We start from the raw sequence: 13356 nt of genomic DNA, 5'->3' as shown, positions 1-13356 counted from the left end.
GAAAAATGTTAAGGAAGATTAAATACCTAAAGAATAGGTGAGGCCAAAGCCAAAAGTATCATAGCGTCTTCCAAAACTTTTCAGATTTAACTCCACAAATAGATGAATCGGATTAGTAATATTATATAATCCTCTAAATTTAAGTCCCACTCCGTGATTAAAATTTCCTGTCGAGAAAAACAGGTTAGAAGTATCTTCTGCTCGGCTTAATACTTCATAATCATTTCCGACATAACCAATTCCTCCGGTAATGCTTAAACTTTCCCATTGGATCAATCGTAGGTTATAAGAAAGTCCGACATCGTTAAACGCTCGAGTATTTTCTAACTCTTTAATAAAAAATCGATTATATTCTGCAACGTAAGTAGTTTTCCTGGATGAAGATGTATACTGAAATCTAATATCAAAACCCACTTCTTCTTGCAGGCCTACGCTAATAACAGCTCCCAACCCAAAATCGATAGTTCCTCTTTCGTAAATCTCCTGAGAAAACGTTGGGATCCAAATCAATACAACAAGAATAACTAGTACTTTTTTCACTTGTTAAACGTGGTATTTATCTTGCATCAAAGTCATAACTAAATCCAATAAGAAAGGTATCATATTGTCTGCCTAGACTTTTTATGTTTAATTCTGCAAAGATATGAACCGGAGTAGAAATCTGATGCAGCGCTCTCAACTTGATCTGAACCCCATGATTAAAATTACCTGTTCTAAAAGCAATTAATGCATCATCTTCTATCTCTTCAAAAACACTACTGTCATTTCCTATATAACCAAAACCTGCAGTTATTGTTGTAGGATACCAATTAAACAAAATTAAGTTTACTCCAAGAGCTAACTCGTTATAACCTTCTACCTCATCACCGCTGCTTAAAGAAAATAATCGATTATACTCTCCTAAATACGTAGTATAACAATTAGGGGCGTATTCAATTCTGGCTCCTAAACCAACTTCATCCACAGAGCCAAAACTTTTGATAGCTACCAACCCATAATTTATAGCACTTGGTTCATATTGCGCATTCGATGTAAACGAAAGGCATAATAGTATAATTATAAATAGTATTCTCTTCATTTAGGGGCAAACAAGTTTTAGAGATAGGTCGAAAGATAAGAACTATTCTTACTTAGCTGCAAAAAGTTTAACATCCTCTTCGCTTACTTCTTTTCCGCCCAAAATAATAAGGCGTTCTACCACATTACGCAACTCTCTGATATTACCTGTCCAATCATATTGTTGTAATTGTTTAACTGCTTTATCCGAAAAGGTCTTTACCGGTGATCCTTGTTCACCGGATATCTTCTTTGTAAAATAATCTACCAACAAAGGAATATCTTCTCTACGGTCGTTTAGTGCTGGTACTTTAATTAAAATAACCGCAAGTCTGTGATATAAATCTTCTCTAAATTTATTATCGGCAATTTCCTTTTTTAAATCTTTGTTGGTTGCAGCAACTACACGAACATCTACTTTGATATCTTTATCACTTCCTACGCGCTGAATTTTATTTTCTTGTAATGCTCTTAATACTTTAGCTTGCGCCGAAAGGCTCATATCACCTATTTCATCAAGAAATATAGTACCTCCGTTAGCTGCTTCAAACTTACCGGCACGGTCTTTATTAGCAGATGTAAATGCGCCTTTTACGTGACCAAAAAGTTCACTTTCGATTAATTCTCCAGGAATCGCAGCACAATTCACCTCTATCATTGGACCTTTAGAACGCTCACTTTTTTGATGGATCCAGTGAGCTACCAGTTCTTTTCCTGTTCCGTTTGGTCCGGTAATTAGAACTCTGGCATCTGTAGCTGCAACCTTTTCTATAATATTTTTGATATCTGAAATCGCATCAGATTCACCGATCATCTCATAATTTTTAGAGACTTTTTTCTTTAGCATTTTATTTTCTACTACAAGTTCTTTTCTGTCCAAAGCATTACGAACCGTATTTAATAATCTATTAAGATCCGGTGGTTTTGAAATATAATCGAATGCTCCCAATCGCATTGTATTGACAGCAGTATCCAAATCTCCATGCCCCGAAATCATAACCATAGGAATCTCTGGCTTAATTTTTTTAGCGGCTTCCAAAACTTCTACACCATCCATTTTAGGCATTTTGATATCACATAATACCAAATCATAATCATCAGTTTTGATTTTTTCAATACCGATTAATCCATCTTCTGCCTCAGAAACTTCATATTTATCACTTTCTTCTGATAATATTTTAACCAGCACTCTTCTGATCGCTGCTTCGTCTTCTATAACTAATATTTTCGCCATTATAATTTTAATTTAATTCCGCCTCTCATATAGAATGTATTTCTATCATTGAGAATTAAAACATTTTCTTGATTCTTATCTCTTAAACGGATTTCATTACTTAAAGTATATCCTGCATATGCAAAGAACAATAAGTGTTCCGTAAAATAATATTCATATCCCAAAGCGCTATTAACAATCAACATAGATGCGTTTTCTGCTACTTTGGTCTCACCATTTTCATCCACAAACACTCTATTATTCTGTATGTTTCCATAAAAACGATCCAACCCAATAAATGCTTGTAACGTATTTGTCTCATTAAAAAAAAACTTTATGCTCGTTTTTGGTGTACCCAATGCATAAGACCAACTAGGATGAAATCTTTTTGAATAATTAATAATTGGCAAAGGAAAATTAATACTCGCTGGAGATGCATATCTCAATCCTAAAATTAATCTTGCCGTCTTTGGTGATGTTTTGTCTCCATAACTTTTTACAAAATAAACAGATCCGGCATATCTAAAATCATCTCCATCTATTCCTGAAGCTTCTAAATTAGAGGAAAGTCTTGTTCCTAATTTAGCACCGAATCTCCAGTCATTTTTCATTTTATAAGTATATCCCAATTCAAATCCAATGGTATGAAATTCCTGTAAACCTTTTTTATCAAGAATTACCAGATCATCGTTTAATTGTAAGCTATTTAATCTATACTGAAAGGACATAACGAGGTATGTGCCTCGATCATTCATTTTTATAGGATAGTTTCCTGAAAATCTGAAACCATTGTAAACATTCTCACTTTTTGATTGAGGTATATACACATACTCTAACCTTGCCAAATTCGTATCCTGAGATCTTAATGTGTTGATAACACAGCAGATCGAAATACAAATCATCAGTAGGTTATTATTATTCATGTCTTACATCTAGGGACTTAACTTGATACTATTCTTTAGGTTTTAAGATAGTAACTTCTCTTTGAGGGAATGGAATATTAATATTATTCTCTCTAAACAAACGAATAATCTCAAATCTTATTTCACTTTTTGGAATTCCAGCCTGAAAACTGTCGTTCATGGTAAAAACAAGCTTAAAATTTAACGAGCTATCCGCAAAATCTGTAAACAATACTAATGGTTCCGGGGTTTTAAGAATCTTATCATTATCCATTGCAATTTTTATAAGCAACTCTTTTACCAAATTTACATCACTTCCATAAGCCACTCCAATCTCCACTGACTCTCGCGTAATAGACCCATTTTGAGTCCAATTGTACAATGTAGAAGTTAGATATTTATGATTAGGTATAATCAGCACTTTATTATCTATTGTCACCGCACGTGTCGTTCTTAGTTTGATCTCTTCTACTCTACCAACTTTACCATCAAGCTCTATAATATCACCAACGTGTACAGTTTGATCTATAAAAATAAATACGCCAGATATAATATCCTGAATTAGTGTCTGTAATGCTAAACCAACACCAACTAACAGTGCAGCAGAGGCCGCAAAAACTGCAGTAATATTGAATCCAATATTATCTAAGGTAATGAAGATAATAATGATATAAATAAAATACTTGGCAAATGAAAATACAGACTCAAACTTTACTTTATCCTGATGCGCTAATTTTTTGGTAATGATTCTTCTAACAAACTTCAAAAAAATTGAGGCTATTACTATCGATAACAACACCAAAACCACCACTCGAACCGTTAATATAACCGGGTCTTTAGTACCGAAATGAAATATTTCATAGTCTAAAAAATGTTTGATAGTACCCCAAACATCCTTTTCTATAACTTCTTTTACCTGTTCGGTAATTTCTCCTACCTGTTCTTTAATCTCTTCCTGGATCATGTTAATACTTTAGCCATTTAAACAACTCTTTATAGCTTGGCTTTTTACCATACATCAAGATACCAATTCTATAGATTTTACCAGCAAGCCAAACCATAAAAATAATACTCCCAATAAGTAACAAAATTGATATCAAAATTTCCCACCAGGGAACTCCAAAGGGTATTCGCATCAACATTACAATCGGAGATGTGAGTGGAATCATAGAAAACACTGTAGAAACAGTTCCGTGTGGGTTTTCTATCACTGCAAAGAAACCTACATAAATTCCTAACATCAACGGTAAAATAATAGGCAACATAAATTGTTGCGAATCTGTTTCACTATCAACCGCTGCTCCAATAGCCGCATAAATTGAACTGTATAAAAAGTAGCCACCTATAAAGTATACAAAAAATGAAAGTACTAATGTAAGTAGTGGAAGTTTCAATATATCCTGAATCAAAAGTTGAATTTCTTGTTGATTATTCTCTTGTAAAGCTATGGATGGATCTACTCCCACGGGTTGTGGTTCAATCCCAAAGACAGAAGTAGCGACTAACAATAGTACTCCTCCCAGAATTACCCAAACAAGAAATTGGAGAATTCCGGCAAAAGAGGTCCCCAAAATTTTACCCATCATCAATTGCATTGGTTTTACTGAAGAGATAATGATTTCGATAATACGATTGGTTTTTTCTTCGATTACCGAACGCATCACCATATTACCATAAATAATAATAAACATCATCAACAAATATCCTGCAAGACCACCAAATGCCATTTTTACGTAATTGGACATTTTAGAAGTTTTCTCTCCAGAAAAATTTTCTATCTGAATATTTATTTTTGCTCTCGAGTTCTCTATTGCTTCTAAATTAAGTCCTTCTGCCTTATAATTTTGTTTTGTTAGCTTATTCGCTATAATCCGTTCAATCCTGTTTAATATTGAAAAATTAGGAGATTCTTCTGCATAAAACTGAATAGACTCTGATAATTCTTTATTAGAAGATTTCTCTGGAATGTAGAGTAACCCATATAATTTTTTGGATATCACCGAGTCCTTTGCGGTCTCCAGATCAACATTACTATAATTAATATATGTTACTTCATCGGTATCTATAAGATCAGAAATAAACAATTCTGTTTCATCAACAACAGCAACTTTCTTAACCTCATCATTATTAATTGTTGTTAACCAAGTAATCAATGCAATCATTCCAACCACAATTAATGGGCTTAGAAATGTCATTACCACAAAAGTTCTGTTACGTACACGAGATATAAATTCTCTCCTAATGATTAACTGTAAATTACTACTCATTTTCGGTTATGGTTTTAATGAATATTTCGTTTACACTTGGTATTACTTCGTTAAACCGAACAACTTGTGCTCTTTCAGACAAATATCTTAGTAGTTCATTAGGCGAAGTATTTTGTTCTAAGGATATTTTTAACTTAAGCTGATCTTCTATAGTTTTAAAATCAGCAGGTGCAATTACGAATTTATCTTGTAAGCTTCTCTGTAATTCATCCTTGTCTTCTGACAATAATCCGACTTCGAATGTATTTGATTTATACTCTCTTTTGATATCAGAAACTTTCCCTTCTAATATTTTGTTAGATTTATTAATCAAAGCCATATGATCACATAATTCCTCTACGCTTTCCATCCTATGTGTAGAGAAAATTACCGTAGCACCTTCTTCACGTAATTGAAGGATTTCATCTTTGATAACGTTAGCATTGATGGGATCAAAACCACTGAAAGGTTCATCAAATATTAATAATTTAGGTCTATGAAGTACTGTTACAATAAATTGTACCTTCTGTGCCATCCCTTTAGATAGTTCTTGTATTTTCTTATCCCACCAGTGTGATATATCAAATTTATCAAACCAATATTTAAGTCGCTCTCTGGCTTCTTTTTTACTTAAACCTTTTAGTTGTGCAAGGTATAAAGCTTGCTCACCAACTTTCATAGATTTATACAATCCTCTTTCTTCCGGAAGATAGCCTATATCCTTAATATGATGAGGCTGCAAAGGTTCTCCATCCAGAAATACACTGCCGGTATCAGGAAGCGTGATTTGATTAATAATCCTAATCAAAGTGGTTTTACCGGCTCCATTTGGACCTAACAATCCAAAAATACTCCCTTTTGGCACTTTAATAGAAACATCATTTAGAGCTATAAAGTCTCCAAATTGTTTTGTTGCTTGTTGTACTTCCAAAAGATTGGTCATATAAAAAAATGTGATTTATTCTGAAATTAAAAAACGCTGCTAAGTAAGTTAAAATATTAATGAAATGAAATAAACACTGGTAGATTAAGTCATCTTATTATTAAATAAGACAAAGAATCAATAGTAAAACCATTCTAATATTACAAATCCACTCATCGCAACAATTTTGCTTTTATAAAAACAAAACCCACCCTAAATACAAGTATTAAGGATGGGAAAAAAATTGCTATGAAAAAGAAAAATTATCACTAAATGCGCTAGTGATGTCTCAAATATACGAATTTTTATTAAACAAAAATCAGCATTTAAGAATGATTGTACTTACACTGTAATCATTCTTGTTTTTTATGAAAACATATCTTTTACTTTTTCAAAAAATGATTTGTCTTTACTATCTGGGCTAGGTTTGAAATGATCATCCTGTGCCATTCTTTCAAAAAACTCTCTTTGTTCTTTATTGAGTGTTTTTGGAGTCCAAACGTTTACGTGTACTAAAAGGTCTCCTTTGCCGTAGCCATTAATACTAGGAATTCCTTTACCTCTAAGTCTTAATATTTTACCGCTCTGCACTCCTTCTTCTATCTTAATTCTAACCTTTCCGGATACGGTATCAATCTCTCTGGAGGCTCCAAGTGCAGCTTCAGAAAAACTAATATACAGATCATAATGAAGATTATCTCCTTCCCGCTGTAACTGCGGATGATCCTGTTCTTCTATAGCTACCAAAAGATCACCTGCTATTCCATTTCCTGGAGCTTCATTACCTTTACCAGCAACTTTTAGCTGCATACCATCTTCTACTCCAGCCGGGATTTTAATGCTTACTGTTTCTTCTGAAACTTTTAATCCTTGTCCATCGGCATCTGCAGGTCTGTGATCAATTGTTTGTCCGGCACCACCACAAGTAGAACAGGTAGTAGAAGTTTGCATTCTACCTAAAATTGTATTGGTAATTCTTGTCATCTGACCACTACCATTACAAGTTCCACAAGTTTTATACGTTGTTCCTGGAGCCTGAATCTTACGTTTTACTTTGATTTTTTTCTCTACTCCATTGGCGATCTCTTCTAGGGTAAGCTTTACTCGTATACGTAAGTTGCTACCTTTTACACGACGTTGTCTACCGCCTCCACCGCCAAAGCCGCCGAAACCACCAAAACCGCCGCCTCCAAAAATATCACCAAACTGACTGAATATGTCATCCATATTCATTCCGCCACCGCCGAAACCACCACCGCCTTCGAATGCTTGGTGTCCGAATTGGTCATAACGTGCTTTTTTATCAGGATCACTTAGTACTTCATATGCCTCTGCTGCTTTCTTAAATTTCTCTTCTGCAGAACTATCTCCTGGGTTTTTATCCGGATGATATTCTATCGCTTTTTTACGATACGCTTTTTTGATTTCGGCCTCGGTAGCATTCTTACTAATGCCCAAAATATCATAAAAATCTTCTTTCATCTAATTTGTCTTATTGTCCGGTTACCACCTTAGGAAAACGAATGACTTTATCTCCTAATTTATATCCTTTTTCTATTACATCTACGATCTTGCCCTTTAAGTCATCAGTTGGTGCAGGAATTTGTGTGATCGCTTCGTGATCATCTGCATTAAATACATCACCTGCTGCTACTTCTACTTCAGATAACCCCTTACTTTTCAAAGTTTCCTTCAGTTTATTATGAATAAGCTCCACCCCTTTCAATAAATCTTTGTCTGCAGATTTTTCTATCTCTTTCATCGCACGATCGAAATCATCTAAAACAGGCAACATAGATTGCATAACATCCTGACCAGCTGTCTTAAATAATTCTATTCGTTCTTTTGAAGTACGCTTCTTATAATTTTCGAATTCTGCAAAAAGTCTTAAGAACTTATCTTTTTCTTTTTCTAAGTCTTCTTTTAGTTGTGCTTCAACATCTATTTCTTTTACTTCTGTTTCCTCTACAGTTGTATCAAGTACTTCTTCTACTTGATCTTTTACATCTTCCTTATTTTTATTTTTCTTACTCATGTAACTAGTACCTTTTATAAGTTTCTTTTTTGAAGATGCAAAAGTACTGCCATTTTTGAATAAATGTCATAATGTCACTGGAATATTTTAGTATATATTTAAGAATATTCCTTTTCTAAAAAAATAATTTTGATTTTCTAAAACTATAAACTAACATTATTATGAAAACCAAATGGTTAAACCTATTCGCAATTGTTGTTATAATGGCAGCGGCGGTATCTTGTAAAGGAGAGAAAAAAAATGAAACAGAAGCAACTACTGCAGAAGAAGTAGTAGAAGCTCCTGCAGAAGCAGTTACATATGCCGTAGATACGGCAGCTAGTTCTATTGAGTGGACGGGTAAAAAACCTACCGGGCAACATACAGGAACTATTAGCATTGCCGAAGGAAAAGTAAAAACACAGGAAGGAAAAATCCAAAGTGGTTCTTTTGTAATTGATATGACGTCCATCAATGTGACGGATCTAGAAGGCGATGACAAAGCAGGCCTGGAAGGGCACCTTAAAGGTGAAGGCGAAGGAAAAGAAGATCATTTCTTTAATGTGGCTCAATTTCCAAACGCTTCTTTTGAAGTAACTGGTATTTCTGAAAAAGATGGAAAATCAATGGTGGAAGGAAACCTAACTATCAAAGGAATCAAGAAAAACATTTCATTTCCTGCTTCAACATCTGTAGATGGAGATACTATGACTTTGACAAGTGAGGTATTTACCATCAATCGTACTGAATGGGGAGTAAACTATGGTTCTAAATCTGTTTTCGAAAATTTGGGAGATAAATTTATCAATGATGATATCGAGCTAAAAGTAAGCTTAAAAGCGAACAAAGCTTAATTCCTAAACGAAATATATAATAAAAGGCTGGCACTTTTAAAATGCCAGCCTTTTATATTTTATTATTTATTCTGTTAAATAAGATCTTCAACTGCCTGGGTAATATTATCATACTTAAATTGAAAACCTGTCTCGATAATTTTATCATTACATACCCTTTGACTACTAAAAAGTAGAACATGCATTTCTCCTAAAATGAGTTTCATCATAAACCTAGGTATGTTAGGCAATATTATTTTTTTACCTACTTGATCAGCAACAACATTCGTTAATCGCTCATTAGAAACCGGATTAGGTGCTACAGCGTTATAGATTCCTGTTAATTCTTCTTCCACAACATACATAAACAAGCGTGCAAGATCTTCGAGATGAATCCAACTTTGCCATTGTTTTCCATTTCCAAAAGCTGCTCCTACTCCTTTTTCAATAGGTTTTGCTATTTTAGGAAATGCTCCTCCTTTATTAGCAAGAACTAGCCCTATTCTAAGGAGACTAACCTCAATATTCAGAGTTTCGAATTTACGAACAGCTGCTTCCCATTTGGTCACCACTTCCCCCAAAAAACCCGAATCTAGTTCTGTAGAATCTTCTTTGTAGTAATTCTGAAAAGAGTCCGGATATATTCCAATAGCACTTGCCGAAACGATATGACGTACCGAGTGTTTTATTTTTTTTAGGGATTCCAAAATAATGGAGGCAGTGTCTACACGACTATCTATAATTTCTTGTTTATACTTTTTGGTCCAGCGTTTTGCCACTGTTGCGCCAACAAGATTAATAATTACCTCCACATCCTCAAAGCAATCTAAATCTATTTCACCAGAAGAAGGGTTCCAGTAATATCCTTTATAATTCTTATCTGATGTTAGTTTATTTTTACTTGTTGTAAGGTAATTTACATCAATATTTGATTGATGACATAGTCCTACAATTTCCTGACCAATAAGTCCGGTTGCACCAGTAATTAAAACTTTCATTGTTGAGTTATTTAGTGCAAAGTAACATCCGCTTTTAACATAACCTACCTCTTTATTATAGGTTTAACAAATATTAAAATCATTGATTAAGAAAAACATAAATAACGTCTAATTCTTAGTTGCCCTTAACATTTCTCTTTTCCCTGGAGGCCCGGGAAGTCTTTCTACGAAAAAACCAACTTCCTGCATTGCACGTCTTACACTTCCTTTTGCTGAATATGTAACTAAAACACCATATTCAGAAAGTGCATCGTACATTTTTTTAAAAATATCCACACCCCACAACTCTGGTTGCACTCTTGCACCAAAAGCATCGAAATAAATTAAATCATAGCAATTTTCATCCTCGATATCTGCAAAAAATTGCTTTCGTTTTGTAAGAAAAAAAGAAGAAGATACTGTGTTCTGCTCTTCCCAAGACGATTCATGCAGCACATCAAAAATGTCTTGATCAGACTGAGCAGCTAATTGCTCTACATAATTTAATAATTTCGTTTCGTTGATTGAAACCGGATACGCTTCCACACCCACATAATTAATCTTTTGTTGAATTTTTGTAGCCTCTAGATAGGTTATAAAGGCATTTAATCCAGTTCCAAAACCGATTTCCAAAATATTTAATTCAAGAAACTTTCTGGAAGCTAAAATATGGTCAAAACCATTTTTTATAAAAACATGCTTCGCTTCATTAATAGCTCCGTGTTTAGAATGGTAATGCTCGTCTAACTCCGGAAAATGAATCGTAGTAGAACCGTCGGAAGTGGTTATAATCTCACGTTTTAGTTTCTTTTCCATTATTGTTTTACCAAAACCCCATCAGCCATAAAAGAATAGGTTTTCTTTGGAGCAGTAATCGCTGCTATTTCTTCTTCTGATTTTCCTGCATCGGAAGCCAAATGACGTAATTCTTCAACAGATGTTTCTGATACATATGCTCTACCCTGAACAATGATAGTATCATTTTCTATATCCTTTGGTACAAAAAATCCATAATCCTTAAACTTCACCATAGTCTCATTTTCTCCATCCAAAGCAACCTTCATCCAACAACCTTTGGCCTTACAAACATCATTTACGGTGCTCGAAAACGAAACGTCTATAGTATCACCTTCTGCAAGATTCTTATATTTTTCAGCAATTGCATCTTTATACAACACTGTTTCAGAAGAAATTTTTCCTCCGTAACCGCTATACTCACTTAATGCTATGTCCTGAACTGAGAAAGACTCTTTTTCTTTTTGAACAGAATTACAAGCTACTAAACATGACAATCCTGCAAAAAATAGTGTGATTTTTTTCATAATACATTATTATTAATAGTGTTTCGCAAAATTAAACATTTTTAAAATTCTTAATTTACCAGAAAAAGGTATTTTTGTTTAAAATTTTACTACGTGCCCAGATTCTGACTTTGTCAGGCTTTGTAAATAAAAAGCGTCGTAGTTGATTTTCAAAAACTTTCACAACCCTATAAATAACAATTGGATGAGAAATGCAGTTCCGCAGGAGATCGAAATCACCAAAGTAAATGAGTCAAAAATTGGACAAGTAGATTTTGAAAACTTAGCTTTTGGTAAAGTTTTTACAGACCATATGTTTGTATGCGACTATGTCAACGGTGCGTGGCAAACACCTAAAATTGTTCCTTACGGTCCTCTTACACTCGATCCATCTGCAAGAGTGTTTCATTACGGTCAAGCAGTTTTTGAAGGAATGAAAGCATATAAGGATGATAGCGGAGATACGTTTCTTTTTAGACCTGATGAAAACTTTAGACGAATCAATAAATCGGCAGAACGTTTAGCAATGCCCGAATTCCCAGAGGAATATTTTTTTGATGGCCTAAATACATTATTAAAACTAGACAATGAATGGATTAAGTCTGGTTTTGGCAATTCATTATACATACGTCCTTTTGTCATTGCTACGCAAGCAAGTGTTTCTGCATCAGAGGCAGATGAATACCGTTTTATGATCATTTGTTCTCCTGCACAATCCTATTATAGTGGTGATGTAAGTGTTTTGGTTGCAGAAAAATTTAGCCGTTCTGCGAGTGGAGGTTTCGGATATGCAAAAGCTGCCGGTAATTATGCGGGTCAATTTTACCCAACCAAACTTGCTAAAGAACAGGGCTATCAACAAATTATATGGACAGATTCCAACACTCACGAATATGTTGAAGAAGCTGGAACGATGAATGTTTTCTTTAGAGTAAATGACACATTATTGACAGCTCCTGTTAGCGATCGGATATTGGACGGTATTACTCGCAAAAGTCTTATTGCATTAGCAGAAAGACAAGGATATGCTGTAGAAGTCAGGCCAATAAAAGTAACCGAAATCGTAGAAGCCTATAAGAATGGTAGTTTAAAAGAGATTTTCGGAGCTGGAACAGCTGCTGTTGTAAGTCCAGTAAAAGCTTTTGGCTATAAGGGGGAACATTATGAGTTAGATAAACTAGATGACTCGTACGCCTCTCATTTTAAGAAAGAACTTATGAATATCCAATATAACAAATCTGAAGATCCATTTGGTTGGAGAGTGAAGGTGTAATTACGAATTAAGAGTTACGAATTAAGATAACTAAAAATGCCTCTAGAATATTCTAGAGGCATTTTTAGTTATCATTATCGATCAAGAATCTCTTTAATATTTGGTTTAAAGTAATTAGGTCCTTTCAGCACCTTACCATCTTCTCGATAGATTGGTTTACCGTTTTCTCCTAACTTACTCATATTGCTGCGCTGAATCTCTGTGAAAACTTCTTCTATTTTATGTTGCATTCCGTGTTCGATGATGGTTCCACACAGAATATATAACATATCACCAAGTGCATCTGCTACTTCTACTAAATCGTTATTCTGGGCGGCTTCAAAATATTCTTCATTTTCTTCTTTCATCAAATTAAAACGAAGTTTGTTTTTAGCTTCTCCCAGATCGGCAATAGGTTGGTTTTTATATCCGATTTCAAAAGCTGTATGAAATTCTTGTACAGCAGCAATTTTATCTTTCATCTGTATAATTTGAAGTTTTTAAAATTCTAAGAAGTAAAATTAAACAAATATATCGCTGTCAGCCTGAGCTTGTCGAAGACTTTTTCAACATAATAGTTAACTTCGCTTAGACAGACTCAGTGTGGCAAATTTATCTTTCATAAAATTTTATTTAAAAA

15 protein-coding genes are annotated in these 13356 nt (G+C 34.2%); 2 read left to right on the top strand and 13 right to left on the bottom strand.

Translation table 11 applies throughout. From position 1 onward, the window contains the following. Positions 1 to 18: 18 nt before the first annotated feature. The 9 genes from ACFSR1_RS21790 to ACFSR1_RS21750 all read right to left on the bottom strand — a co-directional run bounded on the left by ACFSR1_RS21790 (position 19) and on the right by ACFSR1_RS21750 (position 8374). A complete protein-coding gene (locus ACFSR1_RS21790; protein WP_378295146.1) occupies positions 19 to 540 on the bottom strand; it encodes a hypothetical protein in 522 nt (173 codons plus the stop codon). Positions 541 to 556: 16 nt separating this feature from the next. Continuing rightward, complete coding sequence (locus ACFSR1_RS21785) at positions 557 to 1078, bottom strand: hypothetical protein (RefSeq protein WP_378295145.1); 522 nt, start codon at positions 1076 to 1078, stop codon at positions 557 to 559. A gap of 48 nt (positions 1079 to 1126) precedes the next feature. Further along, positions 1127 to 2290: a sigma-54-dependent transcriptional regulator gene (locus ACFSR1_RS21780; protein ID WP_378295144.1), complete on the bottom strand. Its 1164-nt coding sequence runs from the start codon at positions 2288 to 2290 to the stop codon at positions 1127 to 1129. Further along, positions 2290 to 3192: a hypothetical protein gene (locus tag ACFSR1_RS21775; RefSeq protein ID WP_378295143.1), complete on the bottom strand. Its 903-nt coding sequence runs from the start codon at positions 3190 to 3192 to the stop codon at positions 2290 to 2292. Before ACFSR1_RS21775 ends, ACFSR1_RS21780 begins: the two co-directional genes overlap by 1 nt. 28 nt (positions 3193 to 3220) lie before the next feature. Further along, on the bottom strand, positions 3221 to 4135 hold the full coding sequence (locus ACFSR1_RS21770; protein ID WP_378295142.1) for a mechanosensitive ion channel family protein: 915 nt from the start codon (positions 4133 to 4135) through the stop codon (positions 3221 to 3223). A 1-nt stretch (position 4136) separates the two neighbouring features. Next, positions 4137 to 5438, bottom strand: coding sequence for an ABC transporter permease (locus ACFSR1_RS21765; RefSeq protein WP_378295141.1), 1302 nt, complete (start codon positions 5436 to 5438; stop codon positions 4137 to 4139). Continuing rightward, positions 5431 to 6360, bottom strand: a complete 930-nt coding sequence (locus ACFSR1_RS21760; protein ID WP_378295140.1) for an ABC transporter ATP-binding protein — start codon at positions 6358 to 6360, stop codon at positions 5431 to 5433. Before ACFSR1_RS21760 ends, ACFSR1_RS21765 begins: the two co-directional genes overlap by 8 nt. Positions 6361 to 6705: 345 nt before the next feature. Then, positions 6706 to 7821, bottom strand: coding sequence for a molecular chaperone DnaJ (gene dnaJ / locus ACFSR1_RS21755; protein WP_378295139.1), 1116 nt, complete (start codon positions 7819 to 7821; stop codon positions 6706 to 6708). A 10-nt stretch (positions 7822 to 7831) separates the two neighbouring features. Then, on the bottom strand, positions 7832 to 8374 hold the full coding sequence (locus ACFSR1_RS21750; RefSeq protein ID WP_378295138.1) for a nucleotide exchange factor GrpE: 543 nt from the start codon (positions 8372 to 8374) through the stop codon (positions 7832 to 7834). Between the two features lie 161 nt (positions 8375 to 8535). Here ACFSR1_RS21750 and ACFSR1_RS21745 point away from each other — a divergent pair, with 161 nt between their 5' ends. Further along, positions 8536 to 9207, top strand: a complete 672-nt coding sequence (locus ACFSR1_RS21745; RefSeq protein ID WP_378295137.1) for a YceI family protein — start codon at positions 8536 to 8538, stop codon at positions 9205 to 9207. 74 nt (positions 9208 to 9281) lie between these two features. Here the strand turns inward: ACFSR1_RS21745 and ACFSR1_RS21740 are convergent, their stop codons facing one another. From ACFSR1_RS21740 to ACFSR1_RS21730, 3 genes are all read right to left on the bottom strand, one after another. Further along, positions 9282 to 10184: a TIGR01777 family oxidoreductase gene (locus tag ACFSR1_RS21740; protein WP_378295136.1), complete on the bottom strand. Its 903-nt coding sequence runs from the start codon at positions 10182 to 10184 to the stop codon at positions 9282 to 9284. Positions 10185 to 10292: 108 nt separating this feature from the next. Next, positions 10293 to 10979, bottom strand: a complete 687-nt coding sequence (mnmD, locus tag ACFSR1_RS21735; RefSeq protein WP_378295135.1) for a tRNA (5-methylaminomethyl-2-thiouridine)(34)-methyltransferase MnmD — start codon at positions 10977 to 10979, stop codon at positions 10293 to 10295. Continuing rightward, positions 10979 to 11485, bottom strand: coding sequence for a DUF4920 domain-containing protein (locus tag ACFSR1_RS21730; RefSeq protein WP_378295134.1), 507 nt, complete (start codon positions 11483 to 11485; stop codon positions 10979 to 10981). The genes mnmD and ACFSR1_RS21730 overlap by 1 nt, the downstream gene beginning before the upstream one ends. Positions 11486 to 11669: 184 nt before the next feature. Between ACFSR1_RS21730 and ACFSR1_RS21725 the strand changes: the two genes are divergently transcribed. Then, on the top strand, positions 11670 to 12737 hold the full coding sequence (locus ACFSR1_RS21725; RefSeq protein WP_378295133.1) for a branched-chain amino acid aminotransferase: 1068 nt from the start codon (positions 11670 to 11672) through the stop codon (positions 12735 to 12737). Positions 12738 to 12811: 74 nt separating this feature from the next. Here the strand turns inward: ACFSR1_RS21725 and ACFSR1_RS21720 are convergent, their stop codons facing one another. Beyond that, complete coding sequence (locus ACFSR1_RS21720) at positions 12812 to 13198, bottom strand: pyrophosphohydrolase domain-containing protein (protein ID WP_378295132.1); 387 nt, start codon at positions 13196 to 13198, stop codon at positions 12812 to 12814. Between the last annotated feature and the right edge of the window lie 158 nt (positions 13199 to 13356).

This window comes from Aquimarina rubra (assembly GCF_042684305.1).
Classification (GTDB): Bacteria; Bacteroidota; Bacteroidia; order Flavobacteriales; family Flavobacteriaceae; genus Aquimarina; species Aquimarina rubra.
The sequence above is the reverse complement of the archived record's forward strand: the minus strand, read 5'-3'. Positions and strand labels throughout refer to the sequence as shown.

Bases quoted from the DNA above. Each gene is read 5' to 3' on its own strand.
- ACFSR1_RS21725 (WP_378295133.1), top strand. From the start codon at position 11,670: ATGAGAAATGCAGTTCCGCAGGAGATCGAAATCACCAAAGTAAATGAG.
- ACFSR1_RS21740 (WP_378295136.1), bottom strand. From the start codon at position 10,184: ATGAAAGTTTTAATTACTGGTGCAACCGGACTTATTGGTCAGGAAATT.
- mnmD (WP_378295135.1), bottom strand. From the start codon at position 10,979: ATGGAAAAGAAACTAAAACGTGAGATTATAACCACTTCCGACGGTTCT.
- ACFSR1_RS21750 (WP_378295138.1), bottom strand. From the start codon at position 8,374: ATGAGTAAGAAAAATAAAAATAAGGAAGATGTAAAAGATCAAGTAGAA.
- ACFSR1_RS21775 (WP_378295143.1), bottom strand. From the start codon at position 3,192: ATGAATAATAATAACCTACTGATGATTTGTATTTCGATCTGCTGTGTT.
- ACFSR1_RS21760 (WP_378295140.1), bottom strand. From the start codon at position 6,360: ATGACCAATCTTTTGGAAGTACAACAAGCAACAAAACAATTTGGAGAC.
- ACFSR1_RS21720 (WP_378295132.1), bottom strand. From the start codon at position 13,198: ATGAAAGATAAAATTGCTGCTGTACAAGAATTTCATACAGCTTTTGAA.
- ACFSR1_RS21785 (WP_378295145.1), bottom strand. From the start codon at position 1,078: ATGAAGAGAATACTATTTATAATTATACTATTATGCCTTTCGTTTACA.
- ACFSR1_RS21765 (WP_378295141.1), bottom strand. From the start codon at position 5,438: ATGAGTAGTAATTTACAGTTAATCATTAGGAGAGAATTTATATCTCGT.
- ACFSR1_RS21730 (WP_378295134.1), bottom strand. From the start codon at position 11,485: ATGAAAAAAATCACACTATTTTTTGCAGGATTGTCATGTTTAGTAGCT.
- ACFSR1_RS21745 (WP_378295137.1), top strand. From the start codon at position 8,536: ATGAAAACCAAATGGTTAAACCTATTCGCAATTGTTGTTATAATGGCA.
- ACFSR1_RS21770 (WP_378295142.1), bottom strand. From the start codon at position 4,135: ATGATCCAGGAAGAGATTAAAGAACAGGTAGGAGAAATTACCGAACAG.
- dnaJ (WP_378295139.1), bottom strand. From the start codon at position 7,821: ATGAAAGAAGATTTTTATGATATTTTGGGCATTAGTAAGAATGCTACC.
- ACFSR1_RS21780 (WP_378295144.1), bottom strand. From the start codon at position 2,290: ATGGCGAAAATATTAGTTATAGAAGACGAAGCAGCGATCAGAAGAGTG.